The following is a 20582-nucleotide window of genomic DNA, read 5'->3' on the forward strand; positions in this document are numbered from 1 at the left end:
CTCCCCGGAATTTTGGAATTCTTGAGGCTATGTCCCCTTTGTTTGTTGAGACTAATGCCAGACAACGACGGAACAACTGTAAGGAAGGCTTCAAAAGCTGCTTTAATAGGCATTGATACTCTAAAGAGGAACCCTTTAACCATCCACTTTAATTGACTTTCAACAGTTAAAGGGAACATAGCCATTCTTGATGATAAGAAGGCCTGCTTTTGTCAGGCCGTTGCAGCGGCGCGCAGCACTTTGGCCGCCTCCACCAAATTTTTCAAAGATTCCTTTGTCTCCGGCCAGGACCGGGTTTTTAGGCCGCAGTCCGGGTTGATCCACAGCCGTTCCCGGGGAATCCGTTTGGCCGCTTCCTTCATGTTGGTCACAATGAAATCTACGGATGGTACGTTGGGAGAGTGGATATCATACACCCCCGGACCGATTTCGTTGGGATAGGCGGTTTCGTCAAAGGCGTTCAATATCTCCATGTTCGAACGTGATGCCTCAATGGTGATGACATCGGCATCCATGCGTGTGATGGCATCAATGATATCGTTGAATTCCGAATAGCACATATGGGTATGAAGCTGGGTCTCGTCTTTGACCCCATTGGCGGCAATCCGGAATGCCTCCACTGCCCAGTTCAGATATTCCTCCCACTGATTTTTACGCAGAGGCAGTCCTTCCCTTAAGGCTGCTTCATCTATCTGGATAATGGAAACACCGGCCTTTTCAAGATCCAGTACCTCGTCACGGATCGCAAGAGCGATCTGGCGGCAGGTGTCGGCCCGGCTTTGGTCGTCCCGGACAAAGGACCAGTTTAAAATGGTTACAGGGCCTGTGAGCATCCCTTTGACCGGTTTTTCTGACAAGGACTGGGCATAGACGATCCACATCACGGTCATAGGTTGGGGCCTGGACACGTCACCAAAAAGAATGGGCGGCTTAACGCAACGGGAGCCGTAGGACTGCACCCAGCCATAGCGGCTGAAGGCAAAGCCGTCCAACCGCTCGCCAAAATACTCCACCATATCGTTACGTTCGGCTTCGCCATGGACCAGCACATCCAGGCCGGTCTCTTCCTGAAATTCAATGGTGCTTTTCATCTGGTCCCGAATGCCGGTAGTGTAGTCATTCAGTCCGATCTGTCCTCGTTTGAATTTAAGGCGCAGTGAACGGATCTCTTTGGTTTGGGGAAAGGAACCAATGGTGGTGGTGGGGTAAAGGGGCAGATTGAGTTTCTCTTTATGACGTTTGGCACGTTCCGGGTAGGGCAGATTGCGTTCTCCCCAACTGTCATCCACCTGGGCCAGACGGGTTTGGACCCCCGGATTGTGAATCCGTGGGGATTTTTTGCGGTTTTCCAATGCCTTTGCGTTCTCTTCCAGGGCCGCAGCCACTATTGTTCTACCCTGGTTTAATGCCTTGGCCAGAAGATCCAATTCAACCAGTTTCTGCCGGGCAAAGGCCATCCAGCTTAAAAGTTCGGTATCCAGTCCGGTCTCTATTTCCAGATCCACAGGCACATGAAGCATGGAACAGGAAGGAGCCAGCCACAGCCGGTCGCCAAGCTGGTCGTGGATGGGTGTCAGTTGATCCAAAAGGGCGTTCAAATCCGTTTTCCAGATATTTCTTCCGTCAACCACCCCCAATGACAAGACCATATGTTCGGGCAAGCGAGAAACCAGATCCGGTACCTGGTCTTTTCCCCGCACCGCGTCAACATGAAGGGCCTGAACCGGCAGTGACAGGGCCAGATCCAGGTTATCGTCAAGGGGACCAAAATAGGTGGCCAGCATGATCTTGACAGATTCGTTCGCCAACGCCTGGTAGGTTTGTTTCAGCATGTGTTTCCAATCATTATCCAAATCCGTGACCAGCAACGGTTCATCTATCTGAACCCACTCGACATCCCGGGCGGCCAGCCGATTCAACAGGCCAACATACTCCGGCAGCAATTTTTTCAGCAGGGTTTTCTTATCAAAATTTTCTGCCTTGCCTAAAAAAAGATAGGTCACCGGGCCTAACACAACCGGTTTGGGGTTTACACCTGCCTTTTGCGCCTCTTGTACCTGGTCCAATAGAGATCCATCATCCAGGCAAAATTCGGTGGATGGATCAAATTCCGGGACAATGTAGTGATAGTTGGTGTCAAACCACTTGGTCATTTCTCCGGCTGAAATCTGGTTGTCTTCCCCATCGCCTGCGGACTGTCCCCTGGCTGTGCGGAAATACCGGTCCAATGTTGATCCGCCGGTCTTCTGTGCCCGGGCAGGGATATTGCCCAGCATCCAGCTGGTGTCCAAAACATGGTCATAAAATGAAAAATCGCCCACGGGCACATAATCAAGCTCTTTTTGGCACTCCCAATTGTTTTTCCGAAGGTGGGCACCGGTTTCAAGCAGTTCGTTTTGGGACGTTTCGCCCCGCCAGTAAGATTCCAATGCGTGTTTGAGTTCCCGGTTGTCACCGATGCGGGGGAACCCCAGATTGTGGGTTTTCATGCTGTCAATTTTCCTTTTTTCAATGATTGAAAATAATTTTAATGTCCTCTAACTGTTTAAATCCACGGTATAGATCATAACCTTTTGAAATATTGGTCAGATATTATTAGTGGTGTTATAGTTGGCAAGAATATAAAGGAAGTGAACGCATGATGAAAAATGATATATTTTTAGGTAATCATAAAAATATATCATGGGTTTTTGCTATCCGGCAAGGGCGATAAATCCTTGGATATAATCGGTTGTGCTGTCTTGGTCCCGGATTCCCGCACTGATCTCTTTCCAGATGCCGCCTGGACCGATGGGAACTGCTTTTAATCCAAATCTTTCTTGACTGTCTTCCACAAGCCAGCGCGGCAGTGCTGTGATCCCCCGGCCCGAAGCCACCATTTGGAGGATGATATCCGTAGTTTCAATGGTTTTATGGTGTTGGGGACGACATTGGGCCGGAATAAGACACCGGGTGAAAATATCCAGACGTTCCAAGGGGACGGGGTAGGTGATCAGCACCTGGTCCAGCAAATCTTCGGCAAGAATGTGATCGCGCTGGGCCAGGGAATGGCTTTGAGGGACAGCTAACACATGTTCATACTCAAAGAGGGGCGTAAAGGACAGGTTTTTTGTTTTTACAGGATCCGGGGTGATGAGCAGGTCAATTTCAAAATCCAGCAGCGCCTGTATCCCGTCAAATTGAAATTCCTGTTTAACATCAAGTTCCACATCCGTCCACTGGGTAAGATATTCGGCAACAATAGTTGAAAACCAGCGGTAGCATGGGTGGCACTCCATTCCGATACAGAGCATCCCCCTTTTGCCCTGTGCATATTGCTCAAGCATCTTCTCGGCCTGGGCAAATTGGGGCAGTATTTTACGGGAAACCTCCAGTAAATATCGGCCTGACCGGGTCAGGCGCAACCCTCGGCCGTCTTTTTGCCAGAGCCGGGTGCCTATACTGGATTCAAGTTTTTTCATGGTGTGGGTCAGGGCCGGCTGGGTCAGGCAAAGGGCTTGGGCTGCGGCTGTCAAGGTTCCCTTTCGGTCAATTTCGTTCAATATGGATAGATGAATCCGATCAATCATAAATATTCCATGGGTAAAATCGTTTAAATAAGAATTATAAAATTAAATAATTGTTTCCATAGTATTTTATAATTCTTATTTATGAAAAAACAACCCCATAATCGACTGACAAAAAAGCTACAATGGGACCTACTCCCCATCTATTCATTTGGATGAAAAAATCCGATGGACAAACCTGTATGCATGGGAGATTGTCGAAGCCCTGAAAAATGAGTATAGCATTAAGATGAGCCGGAATGTTGTCCGTCAATTGCTCAAAAGACATGATTATCGCCTCCGTAAAGCACAAAAACGACAATCCATGAAGAAAAATATATGGGATCGGAATGAGCAATTCGATAATATTGTAAAATCCTTTCCACCACAAAACGAAATTTTTTCTGGGCCTTTTTCTACAATATTTTGATGATTCCCGTGGCCGCAGGCATCCTGTATCTGGCATTCAGAATATCATTAAGCTCGGAAGCCGCCGCCATTGCCATGTGGTTTTCATCTCTGTCCGTTGTGGCTAACTCTCTGGTGCTCAACCGATTTGGAGGCAAATGGATAATTATTAAACAGGTTCTTAAAAAAACACTTGACATGCTCCTTATGGGCTTCTATTGTTAGTCATCACTAAAAATTAATAATATTAACTATAAATTTGGATTAACTTATGAGTGCTGCACTAATTGTTTACGAATCAACCACCGGAAACACCGAATCTGTTGCTGATGTCATTTCAACAGATCTGTCTAACGCTGATTACACTATCACAAAGGTCAATGTGTCTGATGTCAGGGTCGATATTCTTTCTTAAGGATAAGTTTGATTTGTACCTGCTTGGCAGTTCCACCTGGGGCGAGGATGAGATCGAATTGCAGGAAGACTTTGAACCTTTTTATGAGAGTGTGAATGGGGACTTGAATTTATCAGGTAAAAAGTTTGCCGTGTTTGGTGCGGAGATTCATCCTATGAATATTTTTGCGGAGCTGTTGATGCCCTTGAGCAGCGTCTGGGGAAGCTGCGTGCCACCCTTGTGTGTGAGTCTCTCAGAATTGACGGAGAATCTGAAGAGTCAGAAATAAATGAATGAATGAATGAATGGAAAAAGGATGTTATCAATGCCGCATAAACAAAAAAAATGCCTAATATCCATGCTCAAGGACATTGGTTTTTTGAACCGTACCGCCATGGCAGCCGGAAATGCCGGGAAATTTGATACGGCTTTTAAAAATATGAATCAGGCCTTGGATTTAACCCGTAATCTGAAAAAAAAGTGTTTGATGGCAAAACTTCTAAACAACCTGGGCAATTTATACACCATGTCCGAAGAATGGGATAAAGCGCTGCTGGCGTATGAGCAGTCCATGTCCATTGTTACCGAGCATTATGGTACCGACAATATTCTTTTTAAAACCCTACAAAAAAATCTGGTGTATCTTTTAACACTGGACATCGCAGCCGCCTGACAGCGGTATCTTTCTCTTCTCTCTTGCTGCCGGGATTTTTTTCCCGGCAGTCTCCGGCAAAAGAATTGAAAAAAATGAAAATATGACCTGAAATATAAAATATCAGGTGTGCCGGAAATAGACCCGGGCTATTAACCTGGTCATTTTATAAGCTGGAGCTGTTTTTTCTATGCGGAGCTATATTTTAAGTCATACCAATCAAAATATTTAACCATAAATGAAATAACCAAATATTGACAAAATTAGAAAAATATAAAATTCATTAGCAAATAATATATTAAAATTAATTCCAAACAAAGTCGTGAGAATTTTGTATAATAAAACGAGGAAATGATCCGATGACAAAAGAATACAAAATTATACATAAAATATCTTTGGGTTTTGCAGTAACCTTAGGCTGTGCATTACTTTTTGGCGGGTCAGCCCTTTATACCTTTTATATGATGAAGGAGAGGGTAAAAATCAAAAACGCCATAGAACATATAGTCACCACGGGTGTACAGGCCCGTCAGGCCGCAGGGAACTGGCTGCTGGACCGGGAGTTTCTGACCCGGCAGAAAAAAGAGGATTCCGGGGAAGAACAGGACAAAAAAAATCATATTGATCCGCTTAACTTGTACGCCCGGCTGAAACAGGAGATGGAAACCAAGGCAGCCGACCTGGAATCTTCCGGGCTTTCCCGGGATGATTTTGAATCCATTGAACCAATTCTTAAAGCTTTCCGGGGGTATGACCGGGCATTTGTAGAGTTCCAGGACCGATTCTTCAAAGGGGTGGCGTTGATGGACGGGTTAAGGGAACAGTCCGTCCGGATTCTCGGGCAGTCCCTGTCTCTGGGCAAGGCAGTCAATCGCCGGACAAAAAACTTGAACAAAAAACTGTCCGGGTTGAAAAAAAAGGTGAATAGCGGAACCGAGGAGACTGCAGAGGATCTCAAACTCCTGCTTGAGATCCAGGAACAGATGGGGGAGATATCCAAAAGCGAGGCCATGGCCGGCCTCCTTGCCAACAAACCCCTGGCATTCCAGGAGATGGCCAAGGATTTTGTCCTCTATCAGGATACTGAAAGCGGCTCCGGCCTGATCACGGAAATGGAAAAGCTGCTTGGCATTGACAAGGAAGCCAGTATGGGCGCTTCGCTTCCCATGATGAAATCTTCTTTCAGTACAGGCCGGGAAGCCAATCTTTTTGCCGGGATAACCGAGGCAACCCACACATACCTCAATACGTTCAGGGAATATTATCAGCTCAATATTGCCATGCGCGAATCCATGAAAAAAATGGATGATGAAAGCAGGAACCTGGAAACGGTTATAAAACAGGTTCGTGAGGGGCAGATGAAGCGGCTGAATTCCTACCAGCGGAATTCAGCTTTGTTTTTGGTGGGGCTGCTAATTCTCTGCCTGACAGCGGGCATCCTGGCCAGCATCAGGATTGCTCGGAATATTGTTCCGCCCATTGAATTCCTGGCCGAACTGGCCGACCGGTTCTCCACCGGAAACGTCAGTATTGACAAAGCACAGCAGGAAACTTTATCCGGAATCGAAGGCCGCTCCGATGAACTGGGCCGTACCGGCCGTTCCTTCTCCAGGATGGCGAAGCATTTTTCGGAAAAATCAGCCGTGGCGTCAAAGATTTCGGAAGGCGATTTGGGGGTCAGGGTAGACAAAGCGTCTGATCAAGATATCATGGGAGAGGCATTTGAAAAAATTGTTGACCGGTTGGGTACACTGCTTGGTGAAATAAAGGCGTCGGCCCAAAAAGTGAAATTGGATACGGACCAGATCAATCAGGCCAACCAGGATCTTGCAAGATGGAACGGAGAACAGGCCGTCTCCATCCAGACCCTCAGGGAGAAGGTTGACGCGGTTTCAGAAAAAACCCGTAAGAACGCCGGGAGCGCAGCCCATGCAGATACCCTTGCCCACAATTCGGCAGATCTTGCCGAGGCCGGAAAATCCGAGATGGAAACCATGGTAAAGGCCATGTCGGATATTGACCGGTCCAGCCGGGCCATATCAAGCGTTGTAAAGGTGATCCGGGATATCGCCGACCAGACCCGGCGCCTGGCTCTAAATGCGACGATAGAAGCGGCCCGGGCCGGGGAAAATGGAAAAGGATTTGCCGTTGTTGCCCAGGAAATCCGGAATCTGGCCACCCAGAGTACGGAATCGGTCCAGGAAAGCACCCGGTTGGTGGAAGAAACCCTGGAAAAGGTCTCCTACGGGAACAGGCGTGTTGAAAAGGCGGTTGAATCCTTTGAGCGGATAACGGAAGTGATTAATAAGATCAACCGGGAAATGGAACAGATCAAAACATCGTCACATTTCCAGATCAGCGAAATTGAAAATATCCTTTCAGAATTGGGGGAAGTCGAAATCGTGGTCCAGAATACGGCCTCAGGCGCCGAACAAACCGCCCAGATTTCCAAATTTCTCAACGATCAGGCTATCTGGCTTGAACAATCCATGGATATGTTTAAACTCAACAACCATTATCTAAAGACGGTGGGTTGAAAATTATGTCAACTACGTTAACGAACACGTTTACGTCCACGAGTACACAATGATCATAGCGAAAGCTATCCCGTCCAACTGACGGGGGAATAACCTTGATTGGGCCTGAAAAAGGGGTTTGCATTGTATAAAACGATGAAACATATCAAACTGCTCTATGTTCTGACTTTGAGTGTAATGACCGGCGTGTTTCTATGGTTCCAGGTCAAAACTTATGGGAATATCCGGAACCAACTTGTGGAGGAAAGCCTGCATTACAACAGCCATTTTGCGGCCACCACCGGCTCCCGGCTACATGAAACCGAACTACTTCTTGATATGATGGGACATCAACTGCTGGACAACGGCCTTTATCTGAACCAGAAAAAAAGCCAGGCCGTCATGGCAAAAATGTTGACCCGGTTTCCTTCGGTTGTGGGTTTCGGTCTCACCGATCCGAAAGGCAATTACATTGCCGTAAGTTACAGGGAGGATCCGTCGAACATAAAAGGCCTAAAAAAAAAAACGACAAGGCAAGGGAGAGTTTCAACCGGACCCTGCAAAGCGATGCAATGGTCATCGGCAGAATTTATTTCTGCAAGGTCAGAAACGAGTGGATTCTTCCACTGAGAAAGGCATTGAGGGGTGATGCAGGAAATGTCCTGGGTGTCATGAGCACTGGAATTGACATAGACCAGTTGGTTGTTTTTTTGAAAAACGATCCCATATTCCCGGATCAGGTATCACTATTGGTAAACGATACCAATATGATGCGCATTTACGTTAATCCTGTGCCGGGAACGGGGGTTTCTGAGCTTTTTTCTTCCCTGGCCCCCGTGCTGCCGGTTGAGACCGGGGTGTTGAGTGCCAAAATCGGGGCAGGGCTCAGCCTTGAAGGGCTGCGTAAATCCGAAAGTGCATTCTACTACGAAACTATGTCCCCACTGACCCAAGGGACCAGCTTATGCTTTGTGAAATACAATAAAAGGTATAAAATATGGGCCCAGACCCTGGTTCCCCTTGAGACGGTGAAAATGCGCTTCTTAGGGCAGGGGTTCCTTTTCCAGTTAATCGGCTTTATAGTGGTATTAACCGGTTTTTTCATTCTTTTCCACATGCTTTACCAAAAGGAAGATGACGCACACCGCCTGCTTTCCTCTCAGGCGGTTCATGACTCCCTGACAAATCTTTACAATCGGGCAGCCCTAAAGGATATTTCCTACCAGTGGATTACCCGGGACAACGTCCCGTTTTTTCTTTTTTTTATTGATCTGGACAATTTCAAGAACATCAATGACTCCTTTGGTCATACCCTGGGAGACAAACTGCTCATTGACGTGAGCCTTCGGCTCAAGCAACTGGTGCCGGCGGGTTCTGAAGTCGTTAGAAATGGCGGGGACGAATTTTCGGTCTTCATAAAAAGAGAACAGGCCGGGGTCAACAGCAGCCACCTGGGTCGGATGATTGTCTCCGAAATATCGAAACCCTATTGCATTTCCGGGTTCAAGCTGCGCATCGGCTGCAGTATCGGCATATCCCAATATCCCGAAGACGGGGGCGACTTGGAGCAGCTCATGGTCTCAGCGGATCTTGCCATGTATACCGCAAAGAAAAAGCGTAACAATTATGCCTTTTATGACAGAGAACTCCGGCAGAGCATGGAGCGAAAGACATTGATCGAACATTCCCTGCATTCCGCCGTTGAGGGCAATGAACTTTACATGGTGTTCCAACCCCAGGTTTACGGGGACGGCACCATCTACGGTGCGGAAGCATTGGTGCGCTGGGAAAGTCCTGAGCTGGGCTTTGTACCGCCGGATCTGTTCATTGGCGTGGCCGAGGAGTCCGGTGGCATGGCTTTTCTTGGGGCCTTCATCTTGGACACCTCATGCGCTCAGTTCCGGAAGATCCTTGATGCGTGCAGCCATGAGGCAGAAACCCTTAACCTTTCAATCAACATCTCCGTGTCTCAGATCCTTGAAAAAAATTTCAAGGATGAATTGCTCCGGCGGCTGGATCAGCACCAGATCAGCCGGTCCCAGACCACCATTGAGATCACGGAATCCATGTTCATTGATGATCTGGACTATATCCTACCGCTGCTCCAGGAGATCCGTGAGACAGGCGTCTCCATCTCCATGGATGACTTCGGAACGGGCTACTCATCCCTCAGTATGCTCAGGAGTCTGCCCATTGACGAACTGAAAATCGACAGGAGTTTTGTGAAAAACATTAATGAGATCAGGCAGGACCTGGACATGGTGCGCGCCATCATCCACATGGGCCATACCATGAATATGAAGGTGCTTGCCGAAGGTGTGGAGGAAAAAGAACAGATAGACCTGCTCAACTCATATCATTGCGACCTCTATCAAGGATACCATTTCTCACGCCCCTTGACTGCAGAAAAATTCGTTGAATTTATCAAGGACAAAAGAAGCAAATTCGTATAGTCCCAAGATAACAGGATAAATTATGACTAAACCTGAGTTTAATGAAGTTAATAGCATAACCGGAAAACGCTGTCACAAGGTCTGTCCTGTCGGCATGACAGGCAGAGTCGCCCTGGTTTTAATTCTTTTTACCCTGTTGCCGATGGTTGCGACAAGCATCATGATTGAATATGAAATGCTTCTGCCCGGGAAAAATATTTACATTGCTGTCCCTGTATTCTTTGGGATACTCATCATTCCTTTTTCTAAACTTATCGCCCATTATCTGATCAATCGGGATTTTAAAATGATTAACGCATTTTGCAGCAGTGTTAAAGACGGCTCCCACAAGATATATTTCGATCTTCCCGACCAGAAAGAGGAAGAGGACGACCTGATTATTCTGCTCAGGAACCTGAATTGGATGAGCCGCACCTTGGAAATCAAGCATCTAAAAAGTGTGGAAACAATTGATAAGGCCCAGGAAAAATACAGGGAAATGAAAATTAAAGCATCAACGGACCCGCTGACAGGGCTGTACAATCGACGTTATCTGGAACTTATGATCGGAAACGACAGACGTACATTGCTCTCCTCGGACGACCCCGTAAGCCTTATATGCATTGATTGTGACCGGTTTAAATATATCAATGATACCCTGGGCCACAAGGCAGGAGACGAACTTCTGGTTTGTCTTGCCGACTGCATCAGAAAGAATATTCGCTTCGACCAGGATGTACCTGTTCGCTTGGGCGGAGATGAATTTGCTGTGCTCTTGCCTCTGACCGGCGAACAAAGGGCAAAACGGATCGCCGGTAGAATTCGTAATTTCTATAATAATTGTAAGGTTGGAGACACATCGTTATCCATTGGTATTTCAACCATAAAGGGGATAAAAGAAATGAACATGGTTGTATTAGAAGCGTTGATCCACGGTGCCGATGAACAGGTATATAAAGCGAAGCATGCTGGTGGAGACACGATCTTTGCAGGCTGTATACTGCCGGATTCGATTAAGTTTACTGACGAATAAAACCATTATGTGGATTGATTGAAAGATGGGGGAGACGGATTATGTTCTCCTGGTTGACTAACCTATGTCTTAACTGACGTTGGGCAAGATGCAGACATCTTTGGATGTATTTGCCAGTCCCAAGCCCTGTCGTGGTATTGTAAAAGCGCTGTGAGGTCAGAGCGGTCAACCACGTTGCGAAGCTTGCTGGATAATATGGATGTCCGGTTGATGCTGTCCTAATTCTCAAAAATTTGCCAGCAGGCACATAATACCCAGTGCGGCAACCATTATACCTGCAAGGGTTTCAATTACAGGAGCCAGACGGTTTCCAAGCCCGGGACCTGAGGCTTTAAGAATGGCCGCCTTTCCGGACATTCCCAATAGTATGATAAGAGTAATGGTGAATGCCATCCCAAGGGCAATAAAGCTGCCCAGGAATATGCCCAGACCGGTGAAGCCCATTGAAATGGAAAAGAGCATGACCATGACCACCCCGGGACAGGGCACTAAGCCCACGGCAAAGGCTGTAAGAAAGGGACTTGCCTTGATCCGGACCTCATCTTCCTTCTGATGTTCATCTGGCTTTTTAAATATGGTTACAAGGCTTTTTACAACAATGGCCAGGCCAATCAGGCTGATCAGAAAAAAACTGATGATCTGGGTGATATAGGTCATTGTTTCAAGAGACCGGTTGATGCCGGTCTCTAAAATGAACTTTACGGACAGAACAAAAAGAATGCCGGAAAGGCCATGGGTCAGGGCCGCAATATTGCCGAATGCAATGCCCTGGAGCAAGCTTGGTTTACAGGAAAGGATATAGGAGAGGGATATGGCTTTTCCATGCCCCGGCCCTGCCGAATGAATAGCCCCGTATAAAAAGGCAAACAAGGCCAGCAACAGAACCGGGCCTGTTTTTTTTTCTGATTCTGCCTCCCTGATCAGATCTGCCATCTTTTCTTTTAGCTTTTGCTGCCAGCGCACGATGTCTGTAAATGCATTGGGTTTTATTGGAGCGCTTATTTGCTGTTTTCTTGCTTCAGGCTTTGTGGTGAAGGGGTTTTGAGCATATGAAACAAATGCGGTTGCACAGAAAAATAGGGTAAGGACCATGGCAAGGATAGAGATCAGTCCAGAATATTTCATTATTATTGGCTCTTAAAATAAAAAAATCCCGGTTCTCCGGGCAATGAAGACATGGGGATGGGCCCTTGTGCCTTTATTGGTATCTACCTGCTACCTGCTTAATGGGATTTGGGCTCAGGCGTTTTACGTTCATTGTCAATTTGCAATGTCAACGAAGCGGTCAATTAAAGTCCTTTTTGTCAGGGGGTTTTGGGTAATATATTAAATATTTTTAATCACAGGCCCTGGCTGTGATCATGGCAACCAGGCCGTAAAGTCCGGTCAGGGCCACGGTGATGATGCCCATGGTTCTGGGGAATGCGCCTGTCATTATTTTTGTACCTGCCACAAACAGCAGGGTGCAAAGCCCCATGCCCACCAGGGACCCAATGCTGCCGGGCAGCAATCGGATGATCACATATCCGCTTTGCTGTGTCGGGCCGATTTTAACAATAAAGGGAAACAGCATATCCCGGATACGGGTCGCAGTGGTGACTGTCGCCCTGGACATGTTGTGCTCAAAGGTTTTAACCGGTGCAAAATTCTTATCCAAGGCCACAGCCCGGATGGTTGTCTCATTTGAATATACGACTGTACAATACAAGGGATTGAATATCAGCTTTACGTCCATGCGGTCCGGGTCATAACCGGTCAAAGGGATGGGGGTCAGCCGATAGTTGTCATACCCTAAAAGAAAGATGCGGCCGTCTTCGGCAAGTGCAAAGCCAAAGTGTTTTTTCTGTTCGTTTTCGGAAACTTTTATTGCCCTGATTTTTAAATCCGGTGAAATGGGCGTCTGTTTGATCAACGGTTTGTCATCCACCCGTTTAATGTGAAATACCCGGTAATCATGATCCACAATAAATACCCCTTCGTCAAAGGGTTTGAGTACGGTAAACTTGCCGTTAACCGACCGGGCCGGGAACTTAAACCCCTTTTTTTTAAGGGTGACGGTGTACATTCTGGTTAAAACGGTGTCCAGGGCGTTTGTATCCGCATTGATAAATTCCATGGCCGTATCCGTCATGCGGAAGCGGTCCTCGGGGAAAACCAGCCTGGCCTGCCCGGGGTTGGATTCCAGGAGCGGAAAAAATGGGACTTCAGGGGATCTGCCCGGCAGATCACGGGCGTTAAGTTCCAGCACCCTTCGGTCCGCCTTGATGGCATGTTTATCAAAGGTGCGTCCGTCCAGTGTAATGGGTAAAAGCCCCCAGATCTCCATGTTCTTATAAAAAATAAAAGGCAGGTGCTGTTCAAAGGTTTTGCGCGGTACATAGGTGCCGTCAGCCTTGATGTAGGCAAGGTTGTTGTGATGATCCTCGGCCATGCCCCGGGCAGACTGGGGTACCTTTCCCATAATTTTTTCCGTTAGAATAAAATCACGGCTTACCGGGCTGTAAAACAGATGGGTTTTTTCTACTTCATCCATAAACATTTTGTCGTAGAGCATGGGCAGGTAAACCGCAGAGACAAGGATGATTAAAACGGCATATACAGCAAGGGCAAATCGGTTCATTATCCCATTCTCCTGTAACGGAACCTGAAAACCGGCACCATAACCGCAGGCATCATCAACGCCAAAGGCACAATGAGCACGGGCAGGCTTGGGGTAAATGCCCCGGGCTGGACATTGATCAGGTAGCAGCCGGCCACCCCGGCTGTCAGTGCCAGATTGACGGCTTTAAGCCGGAAATTGGGTTCAAGCAGGGTCAGGGCCATGCCAAGATAGGCGCAGATGCCTGCCATGGTCCAGGGCAGAGCCGTGAGCAGGCTGACCATGATCCCCTGTGCGGGAAAATAGATACTGGTGATCAGCCAGAGCCCGCCAAGGTCTGTCAGTCCCACAAGCAGATAGGCAAAAAGACCTGCCAGCAGATGACCCATGGCCACGAAACCCGCGGACACGGGCAGGTGCAGTGAGAGCCGAAACCGCTCCCCCCACATCTCGGGAAGAAACTGGAAGCAGGCAATCAGGATACCGGAAATCAGCGGGGCAAACTTCAGGTGTTCAAAATGGATTTGCCCCAGTTGCAGCACCCGGTACCAGACCACCTCGGGATGGTCCAGGATAAACAGCCTGCGGGTTGAGATCCAGATGTGCACTAAAAGGCAAAGGTTGGCAATAAGAACCAGCAACCACATGACCCGGATCTTAAAAAATTCTTTTCTGAAAATGGATTGAATCATGAATACCTTCCCGTGTAACCGATAAATGCATCTTCCAGGGTCAAAGTGATCGGTTCAAGCAGGCTGCCGCAGATTCCGGCCGCCTCAAGACCGGCAAGCAGATCCGCCTTGGCGGCAAATGTGAACAGATCCAGGTGAGTGGGGTAAACCTCAATGTTTTTTACCATGGGGCAGGCGCCAAGCAGTTCTTCTTTAGATATGTCCTCACGGAGACCCTGGTTTGAACCGTTAACCGGGGTGTTGGTCCTGACCGGCAGCCGGAAGCAGGAAAAATTTTTTTTAAACGCATCAAGGCGACTGTTCATCATCTCTCCCCCACGCTCCAGGAAAATGACTTCATCCACAAAATTTTCCATATCCTGAATCACATGTGAGGTTAAAAACACGGTACGGTCTCCGTTGGCTAAATAGTTGCGCATTTCATCAAGGAAAAGTCTTCGGTATCCCGGGTCCAGCCCGATGGAGTAATCGTCCAACAGCAACAGTTCCGGCTGCTGGGCCATCAACAGCCCGAGCACCACCTGGGAGCGCTGGCCGCAGGACATCTGGCGGATCAGATGACCGGGCCCAAGATTTAATTTTTCGACCATCCGGTAATAGATATCGGCATCCCAGTCCGGATAAAACGGGGCGTAAAATTTTTCTATCTGGCGGATGGACATGAATTCATAGGCCACATGGCCTTCAAATAATAGTCCGATCCTGGCCCGGGCGGCAGGTGACAGGGCATGGGAAGGCTCGTTAAATACTTTGCAGGTACCCGACACGGACCGTAAAAATCCCATCAATATTTTGATCAGCGTAGTTTTGCCCACACCGTTTTTGCCTAACAGGCCATAGATCTTTCCGGGGGAGATGGAAAAGTTCAGGTCTTTATATATGTAGCGTTTGCCATACCTGTGGCAAAGATGATCAACCTGGATAACAGGGTGCATAGGGGCTCCTGGGGATTCATGAACACAGGCGTTTCGTGGTTTTTTTACAGAGTAACACTTAAAAACAGGAAAGTACCGGTCCTTTTCTTGAGTATCATTGGGAGAAAATGATGATATTCAGTTTAAAGGCAGGGAAAAGGACCGGCACCGACAAGCTGGGTTGTTTATTTCATTATTTATTTCATAGCCCTTATTTCATAGCCCTTACTTCATATCTTTGGCCTGAATCCAGATCACAGCATCCTTTGAGCACTCTTTGCCTTTAAAAGATCCTTCGGGGTCCAGGCCCAGGGCCGCAAACCCCCACCATCCGGCCTTGGGAATGCCAAAGGTGAATACGCCGTTGTCATCGGCAAAAATGGTCTGCAGTACAAAGGCTGGCTGGGAGGCAACTGCAGCCGCTTCCTTGGCAAAGGCTTTTTGGTCCAGCAACGGTTTGTGGTTCATGAATTCAATTTCGATTTCTGCACCGGTCACAGGTTTTCCCTTGAACAGCACTTTGCCCTGGAATACATTGCCGGTCCAGCGGTCATAAGGTTTGCACAGGGGAACGATCTCGCAGTCAAGTCCCACAGGTTCTGACCAGGCACCGGGCTCTCCACCCACATTGACAATCATTTTAGTGGTCTGCTGGATATATGCATCTTCTTCACCTTCATAGTAAGGTGCCGGTACCAGGCAGAAGATATGATCCCCTCCCCGGACGGAGTATTCAGTTTCATAGGCAGCACCCGAATTGGTCAAGCTGGTCCATTTAATGGGTTTAAGGGTGGACAGAAGATCCGTTTTTGCAGGTTCGTTTTCGCCCCGTGAACGGGTAACAAAAAATTGTTCCGGTGTGCCCATGTCCATGGTGTGCCCCGCTTCAAAAGGGTGGGTGAAAACGATGGCCAAAGGAATTTTCCCCCCCTTGTTCAGGGCACTTTCAGGGGTATAAATCATCTGGAAGTGGGCAAATGCCGGTGCGGCTATGGCCAGAACAGCCAGTACTGAAATGGTGGCAATAATTTTTTTCATGTTTAATTTTCTCCTTTTACATTGAGCGTAAAAAATAAAGTGGATTCAGTTATTATTGGGTAATTTCCTTCCCATCCACGGTGATTTGATGTCCTTCTCCTGCATCAAACTGCACCTTGTAAGCGCCGGCAGGTTTGCTGAATGTGAATTCACTGTCGTCATCCATTTTGCCTTCGATCAGCACCTTTCCGCCACCGTCTTCAACGCGCATCTGTACCCCTGCAGCCGAAGAACCATCGGAAAACCCGCCTTCGCAGGTCACGCTGCCGTCCCCGTTGTCATAGCAGGAACACAACGGGGTGTGGGCCTGGGCAACCGCGGCTATAAAGAAGCCAATCGTCATGGCGGCAAATATTAATGCAGATACTTTAAGTTTCATTTTTTTCTCCTTGTAGATTTGTAAAATTGGCCCGGTCACGCAATGGCCTGCCGGGCATGTTCAAATTCTGTTCTTGTTTTTATAAATCCTGTGGCAAAGACCGACAGCAGCCCCACATTGATCCGCCAGTTACATCCCGCAAATTGGGTTACAGGCTCGAGGGCCAGTCTCATTAAGGTTTTCGTTATCAATTTAAGAAAATATATATTTGTTAGTTTTATCTAATTAATAATAAGTGAGCTTATTTTCATTTTTAAGGCTTTTTGTCAATATTTTTTTGACTTTTTTAAATCTTATTGTAAAAGACTGAAACACTACAACGATTTTGGCTCCTGGCGCAGATCTGGCAGGGGGCCGGGTTTCCGTTTCCATGATTCGAACAGGCCTGTACACACGGTCGTCAGGACTACGGCGGCGTAGAACACACCCATCATCTGGATGCCGGAAAGATTTAAGACGCTGCCGCCGGTGTAGATCAGGCAGGCCGTGATAAATCCTAACGTGGTGGGAAAGATGACGGAAAAGATCATCCATTTGTATGAACCGGTCTGCACCTTGATCATGATGGTTGTCGCCAGACAGGGCGGGTACAGGGCAAAAAAGACCATGATGGCCAGGGCGTGCAAAGGAGAAAATCCTCCCTCTCCGGCCTCGGCCTCCATACGCTCTTCAAGGCTTTTGTTTTCATCAGCCCCCTGTTGATAAAGAACGCCGATGGTGGCCACCGAGGATTCGCGCGCCGCAAAAGAGGAAAGAATGGCCACATTGATCTTCCAGTTGAATCCGGCCCATTGGGTAACAGGTTCCAGGGAGCGGCCCACCATACCAAGAAAGCTGGTTTCAATCTGTTCTTCCTTGATCTGGCGGCGCAGGGATTTACGCGTGGAGACCAGGCCCCGCAGGGCTTTGTTTACTTTTTGGGCGTCTTGATCCTCTCGGGGGGTGAGGAATTTAAATTGTTCCGGGTAATCGACCTGGAATTTTTCGGACAATGCCTCGGAAGCGTCCGCCCCTTTTGTGTTCAGCCTCGCGGTTTTAAAATCGTTGTACAGATTGATCATTGAGGCCAGGTTGGCTTCATCCTTGAACCGGTCCGCATATTGGGTCTTGGCGATTTTTTTCTGAAAGGTATCCACGGCTTTGGTTATTTCGCCTTCAAAATGGGCCTGCTTTTCATCGGAAATGCCCGGAAACTGAAGCAGTGTAAAGACGCAGACGGATACGGCCACCACAATGGAACCGACCTTTTTGATGTACTGCCAGGTCCGCTCAATGGCCCGCTGGCCCACGCCGAACAGGGTCGGGGGATGGTATTTGGGCAGTTCCATGACAAAGGGCGCGGTTTCCATAGATTTGAGTACTGTGGAGGTCAAGAGTTTGGCCACCAGCAGGGCGACAAAGATAGTCACTGTGGATAAAAAGAGCATGGCCCAGGATTTGTACGGGACAAAAAATACATTGATAAGCAGGGTATAAAAGGGGATCTTTGCCAGGCAGTTCATATAGGGCACGGTAAGTATGGTGGCCATTCGGGAGCGTTCGTCCGGTATCCCTTTGGTGGCCATAACCCCTGGTACGGCACACCCTCCTGCAAACACACCGCCCAGGATATAGGGCAGGGTGGACTGGCCGTGGAGGCCGAAGGAATGAAACGGCTTATCCAGGATAAAGGCGATCCTGGCCATGTATCCGCTGTCCTCAAGAATGGCGATGAGTGAAAATAATATCAAAAAAATGGGGATATAGTTGAGAAGGGCATTGGCCGAATCCACCATCCACAACCCCATGGACCGGATATACGGATCCTCCAGAATACCGGCCGCGGGCAGCACACCGGCAATCATGGCCCGCAATTTTGCCAGCATGGGCCACCAGTAAACCGTAAGCTCATACCCCTTGACAATGGAAAGTTGGTAAATTACAAATACCGTGGCAATGAGGAAAATGGGGGCGGCAAACCGATTCAGGACTATTTTATCAATGGTTTCGGTGATCCGGTCCCGGCCGTCCCTGGTTTCCGTGACGCAAGTCTTGACAATCTCTGTGGCCAGTCGGTCCCGGCAGCCCACCATGTAGTCCGGGACATTCATGTAATGCTCTTCTTCAAAATCCTGGCGACGGATCCTGGCCGCTGTTTTTAGTTCTTCCCAGATCTCCCCAAGATGTTCACCGGCAATACGCTCGGCTTCGGTGTCCCCCTCAAGGAGTTTGACGGCCAGCCACCGGGTGGGGTAGCTTCCGGCCAGTTTGGTCTCATCCAGCCGTTTTTGAAGGCTGTTCACAGCCGGCTCAAGCTCTTCATAGCTGATACGAAGGGGATTATGGGCTTTACGCTCCGCCGTATCCAGAATGGCATCTCTCAATTCCGTCTTGCCCTGGCGTTTGCGGCCTATTGTAGGGATGACACTTACGCCCAGGCAATGTTCCAGAGCAGATACGTCCACATGGGTTCCGTTGCGTTTGGCCACGTCCATCATGTTCAGGGCCACCACAACGGGGAAGCCCATTTCCAGCACCTGGAAAGTGAAATAAAGGCTGCGTTTCAGGGAAGATGCATCCACCACATTGACAATGACATCAGGATTTCCTGAAATCAGAAAATCCCTTGCAACACGCTCTTCAATGGAAAAAGAGGTCAGACTATAGGTACCGGGAAGATCCACGGTTTCCACCCGGACTCCCCGGTGGCGGTAGAAACCGGTTTTTTTATCGACGGTCACACCGGGGTAGTTGGCAATGTGCTGGTTGGCCCCGGTAAGCATATTAAATATGGTTGACTTGCCGGCGTTCTGCTGGCCGGCCAGGCCCACCAAAAGTTTTTCCGGACCCGAATCAGGGGGTTCATTCATTCTTTGTTTTTCTGCATCCACGTTTAAGTTAGTCACATTCGACCTCAATGAGGTCGGCTTCAGAATTTCTCAGTGCAACCGTATAATTGGCCACATAGCATTCAATGGGATCGCCCAGAGGGGCCTTGCGGAGTACCTCAATTTCAGTTTCCGGGACAAATCCCAGGTCCAGAAGGCGCTGACGCACAGCTCCTTTGGCATGGTGGCAGCGGATTTTGGCCCGCTGTCCGGGTTTGATCTGCCTGAGCATGCAGCAGTTCTCCCCGCGGTATCTTCTTCTTTTAGGTCCTGGCATATTAACCTCCAATAATTTAGTATTTAAATACTTACTTCATTAAATATACTGAAATGTGTGGGTGGTATTGATGAACATGGTCAGGCACTGTTTCTCTCCGTGCCGAATGGCTTCAAATAGTTCAAAGGCCGACACCCGGGTCTCCCCATGTCTTTACCACCCGGACATTTTGTCCACGGTGACCCCCGGATAGTTGGCCACATGCTGCTTGGCACCGGTCAGGGCATTGAAAATCGTTGATTTCCCGCAATTGGGCTGGCCGGCCAGGGCGACCCAATAGTCTGTCACTCATCTGCGCGCCACCTCAATAAACTGGGCTTCATCATGGCCCAGGCTGATGAAGTATCCATCGATCTCCACTTCCATGGGATCCTCAAGGGGCATTCCAGACCACATTTAAGGTGAGACCGGGATAAATACCCATATCCATTAATCGCTGGCCAAGCTTGTCTTTGATGGAGAGCTTTTTGATTGTTCCTTTGTCTCCAGGGTTAAGTTCATCCAGAGTCATAATTATCCTTCCAATTAAGTTTTTCTTTTATTTTTGAATTTTTAATTCAATACAAACTTATGTTTTTTTTGATACATATAACTAAGATCATATAGTTGTTAGCCTTATCTAAATAAATAAACAGATAGCTTATTTTCATTTTTATGGCTTTTTGTCAATGGTTTTTTAAATTTTTTAAGATATAGAAGTGCGTATTCATGGATTTTAAATTGTTAGAAGAAGCATAAAGGATGTTGCGCAAAGAATTAAACCTGCCGTTGCTTTAAGTATATCTCCTGAATTTTCTGCAAAAGAAAAACGCCGGTGGCAGGGCAAAGAAGGGCTG

The 20582-nt window shown here is 48.0% G+C and carries 22 protein-coding genes and 1 pseudogene; 9 read left to right on the forward strand and 14 right to left on the reverse strand.

Going from position 1 to position 20582, the window contains the following annotated elements; genetic code table 11:
- Nucleotides 1-212: 212 nt before the first annotated feature.
- Together metE and AB7U36_RS04660 are read right to left on the reverse strand one after the other, a co-directional pair.
- Entirely contained in the window at nt 213-2489 is a 2277-nt protein-coding gene (metE, locus tag AB7U36_RS04655; protein ID WP_428158646.1) for a 5-methyltetrahydropteroyltriglutamate--homocysteine S-methyltransferase, read from the reverse strand.
- Nucleotides 2490-2693: 204 nt separating this feature from the next.
- Nucleotides 2694-3569: a LysR family transcriptional regulator gene (locus AB7U36_RS04660; protein WP_428158647.1), complete on the reverse strand. Its 876-nt coding sequence runs from the start codon at nt 3567-3569 to the stop codon at nt 2694-2696.
- Between the two features lie 148 nt (nt 3570-3717).
- Here AB7U36_RS04660 and AB7U36_RS04665 point away from each other — a divergent pair, with 148 nt between their 5' ends.
- The 9 genes from AB7U36_RS04665 (at nt 3718) to AB7U36_RS04705 (ending at nt 10980) form a co-directional block, all read left to right on the forward strand.
- Nucleotides 3718-3975, forward strand: coding sequence for an ISAzo13-like element transposase-related protein (locus AB7U36_RS04665; protein ID WP_428158648.1), 258 nt, complete (start codon nt 3718-3720; stop codon nt 3973-3975).
- The gene (locus tag AB7U36_RS04670; RefSeq protein ID WP_428158649.1) at nt 3972-4178 is read left to right on the forward strand and encodes a hypothetical protein; all 207 of its coding nucleotides are present in this window, start codon (nt 3972-3974) and stop codon (nt 4176-4178) included. Before AB7U36_RS04665 ends, AB7U36_RS04670 begins: the two co-directional genes overlap by 4 nt.
- Nucleotides 4179-4224: 46 nt before the next feature.
- Entirely contained in the window at nt 4225-4368 is a 144-nt protein-coding gene (locus AB7U36_RS04675; RefSeq protein ID WP_287036890.1) for a flavodoxin domain-containing protein, read from the forward strand.
- A 195-nt stretch (nt 4369-4563) separates the two neighbouring features.
- Complete coding sequence (locus tag AB7U36_RS04680) at nt 4564-4644, forward strand: hypothetical protein (RefSeq protein ID WP_428158653.1); 81 nt, start codon at nt 4564-4566, stop codon at nt 4642-4644.
- Nucleotides 4645-4672: 28 nt separating this feature from the next.
- Complete coding sequence (locus AB7U36_RS04685) at nt 4673-5020, forward strand: tetratricopeptide repeat protein (RefSeq protein WP_320397664.1); 348 nt, start codon at nt 4673-4675, stop codon at nt 5018-5020.
- Nucleotides 5021-5358: 338 nt separating this feature from the next.
- The gene (locus AB7U36_RS04690; protein WP_320397665.1) at nt 5359-7536 is read left to right on the forward strand and encodes a methyl-accepting chemotaxis protein; all 2178 of its coding nucleotides are present in this window, start codon (nt 5359-5361) and stop codon (nt 7534-7536) included.
- 135 nt (nt 7537-7671) lie between these two features.
- Nucleotides 7672-8145 (forward strand): hypothetical protein, encoded by a 474-nt coding sequence (locus tag AB7U36_RS04695; RefSeq protein WP_428158650.1) that lies wholly within the window; start codon nt 7672-7674, stop codon nt 8143-8145.
- Nucleotides 8146-8186: 41 nt separating this feature from the next.
- Nucleotides 8187-9968 carry a putative bifunctional diguanylate cyclase/phosphodiesterase gene (locus tag AB7U36_RS04700; protein ID WP_320397667.1) on the forward strand — a complete coding sequence of 594 codons (1782 nt, stop codon included), beginning with the start codon at nt 8187-8189 and terminating at the stop codon, nt 9966-9968.
- 22 nt (nt 9969-9990) lie between these two features.
- Entirely contained in the window at nt 9991-10980 is a 990-nt protein-coding gene (locus tag AB7U36_RS04705; RefSeq protein ID WP_320397668.1) for a GGDEF domain-containing protein, read from the forward strand.
- 225 nt (nt 10981-11205) lie between these two features.
- On the opposite strand, the gene AB7U36_RS04710 is transcribed toward AB7U36_RS04705, so the two are convergent.
- The 12 genes and pseudogenes from AB7U36_RS04710 to AB7U36_RS04765 all read right to left on the reverse strand — a co-directional run bounded on the left by AB7U36_RS04710 (nt 11206) and on the right by AB7U36_RS04765 (nt 20257).
- Nucleotides 11206-12105 carry a nickel/cobalt transporter gene (locus AB7U36_RS04710; RefSeq protein ID WP_320397669.1) on the reverse strand — a complete coding sequence of 300 codons (900 nt, stop codon included), beginning with the start codon at nt 12103-12105 and terminating at the stop codon, nt 11206-11208.
- A 211-nt stretch (nt 12106-12316) separates the two neighbouring features.
- Nucleotides 12317-13600 carry a DUF4857 domain-containing protein gene (locus AB7U36_RS04715; protein ID WP_428158651.1) on the reverse strand — a complete coding sequence of 428 codons (1284 nt, stop codon included), beginning with the start codon at nt 13598-13600 and terminating at the stop codon, nt 12317-12319.
- Nucleotides 13600-14271 carry a hypothetical protein gene (locus AB7U36_RS04720; RefSeq protein ID WP_320397671.1) on the reverse strand — a complete coding sequence of 224 codons (672 nt, stop codon included), beginning with the start codon at nt 14269-14271 and terminating at the stop codon, nt 13600-13602. The genes AB7U36_RS04715 and AB7U36_RS04720 overlap by 1 nt, the downstream gene beginning before the upstream one ends.
- Complete coding sequence (locus AB7U36_RS04725; RefSeq protein ID WP_320397672.1) at nt 14268-15206, reverse strand: ABC transporter ATP-binding protein; 939 nt, start codon at nt 15204-15206, stop codon at nt 14268-14270. Before AB7U36_RS04725 ends, AB7U36_RS04720 begins: the two co-directional genes overlap by 4 nt.
- A 204-nt stretch (nt 15207-15410) precedes the next feature.
- Nucleotides 15411-16223, reverse strand: a complete 813-nt coding sequence (locus AB7U36_RS04730; RefSeq protein WP_320397673.1) for a DUF4198 domain-containing protein — start codon at nt 16221-16223, stop codon at nt 15411-15413.
- 52 nt (nt 16224-16275) lie between these two features.
- Nucleotides 16276-16602, reverse strand: coding sequence for a hypothetical protein (locus tag AB7U36_RS04735; protein ID WP_320397674.1), 327 nt, complete (start codon nt 16600-16602; stop codon nt 16276-16278).
- Between the two features lie 35 nt (nt 16603-16637).
- Nucleotides 16638-16775: a hypothetical protein gene (locus AB7U36_RS04740; RefSeq protein WP_320397675.1), complete on the reverse strand. Its 138-nt coding sequence runs from the start codon at nt 16773-16775 to the stop codon at nt 16638-16640.
- 141 nt (nt 16776-16916) lie between these two features.
- Nucleotides 16917-19451: a ferrous iron transport protein B gene (feoB, locus tag AB7U36_RS04745; RefSeq protein WP_428158652.1), complete on the reverse strand. Its 2535-nt coding sequence runs from the start codon at nt 19449-19451 to the stop codon at nt 16917-16919.
- A 28-nt stretch (nt 19452-19479) separates the two neighbouring features.
- Nucleotides 19480-19746, reverse strand: coding sequence for a FeoA family protein (locus tag AB7U36_RS04750; protein WP_287037778.1), 267 nt, complete (start codon nt 19744-19746; stop codon nt 19480-19482).
- Between the two features lie 159 nt (nt 19747-19905).
- Nucleotides 19906-20034 (reverse strand): annotated as a pseudogene (locus tag AB7U36_RS04755) (FeoB small GTPase domain-containing protein); the annotation flags it as partial.
- Nucleotides 20035-20130, reverse strand: coding sequence for a FeoA family protein (locus AB7U36_RS04760; protein WP_407057136.1), 96 nt, complete (start codon nt 20128-20130; stop codon nt 20035-20037).
- The gene (locus AB7U36_RS04765) at nt 20120-20257 is read right to left on the reverse strand and encodes a FeoA family protein (RefSeq protein WP_320397678.1); all 138 of its coding nucleotides are present in this window, start codon (nt 20255-20257) and stop codon (nt 20120-20122) included. Before AB7U36_RS04765 ends, AB7U36_RS04760 begins: the two co-directional genes overlap by 11 nt.
- Nucleotides 20258-20582: the final 325 nt, after the last annotated feature.

The organism is Desulfobacter sp., assembly GCF_050177295.1.

Bases quoted from the DNA above. Each gene is read 5' to 3' on its own strand.
- metE (WP_428158646.1), bottom strand. From the start codon at position 2,489: ATGAAAACCCACAATCTGGGGTTCCCCCGCATCGGTGACAACCGGGAA.
- AB7U36_RS04660 (WP_428158647.1), bottom strand. From the start codon at position 3,569: ATGATTGATCGGATTCATCTATCCATATTGAACGAAATTGACCGAAAG.
- AB7U36_RS04675 (WP_287036890.1), top strand. From the start codon at position 4,225: ATGAGTGCTGCACTAATTGTTTACGAATCAACCACCGGAAACACCGAA.
- AB7U36_RS04685 (WP_320397664.1), top strand. From the start codon at position 4,673: ATGCCGCATAAACAAAAAAAATGCCTAATATCCATGCTCAAGGACATT.
- AB7U36_RS04690 (WP_320397665.1), top strand. From the start codon at position 5,359: ATGACAAAAGAATACAAAATTATACATAAAATATCTTTGGGTTTTGCA.
- AB7U36_RS04695 (WP_428158650.1), top strand. From the start codon at position 7,672: ATGAAACATATCAAACTGCTCTATGTTCTGACTTTGAGTGTAATGACC.
- AB7U36_RS04700 (WP_320397667.1), top strand. From the start codon at position 8,187: ATGAGCACTGGAATTGACATAGACCAGTTGGTTGTTTTTTTGAAAAAC.
- AB7U36_RS04705 (WP_320397668.1), top strand. From the start codon at position 9,991: ATGACTAAACCTGAGTTTAATGAAGTTAATAGCATAACCGGAAAACGC.
- AB7U36_RS04710 (WP_320397669.1), bottom strand. From the start codon at position 12,105: ATGAAATATTCTGGACTGATCTCTATCCTTGCCATGGTCCTTACCCTA.
- AB7U36_RS04715 (WP_428158651.1), bottom strand. From the start codon at position 13,600: ATGAACCGATTTGCCCTTGCTGTATATGCCGTTTTAATCATCCTTGTC.
- AB7U36_RS04720 (WP_320397671.1), bottom strand. From the start codon at position 14,271: ATGATTCAATCCATTTTCAGAAAAGAATTTTTTAAGATCCGGGTCATG.
- AB7U36_RS04725 (WP_320397672.1), bottom strand. From the start codon at position 15,206: ATGCACCCTGTTATCCAGGTTGATCATCTTTGCCACAGGTATGGCAAA.
- AB7U36_RS04730 (WP_320397673.1), bottom strand. From the start codon at position 16,223: ATGAAAAAAATTATTGCCACCATTTCAGTACTGGCTGTTCTGGCCATA.
- AB7U36_RS04735 (WP_320397674.1), bottom strand. From the start codon at position 16,602: ATGAAACTTAAAGTATCTGCATTAATATTTGCCGCCATGACGATTGGC.
- AB7U36_RS04740 (WP_320397675.1), bottom strand. From the start codon at position 16,775: ATGAGACTGGCCCTCGAGCCTGTAACCCAATTTGCGGGATGTAACTGG.
- feoB (WP_428158652.1), bottom strand. From the start codon at position 19,451: ATGAATGAACCCCCTGATTCGGGTCCGGAAAAACTTTTGGTGGGCCTG.
- AB7U36_RS04750 (WP_287037778.1), bottom strand. From the start codon at position 19,746: ATGCCAGGACCTAAAAGAAGAAGATACCGCGGGGAGAACTGCTGCATG.
- AB7U36_RS04760 (WP_407057136.1), bottom strand. From the start codon at position 20,130: ATGCCCCTTGAGGATCCCATGGAAGTGGAGATCGATGGATACTTCATC.
- AB7U36_RS04765 (WP_320397678.1), bottom strand. From the start codon at position 20,257: ATGACTCTGGATGAACTTAACCCTGGAGACAAAGGAACAATCAAAAAG.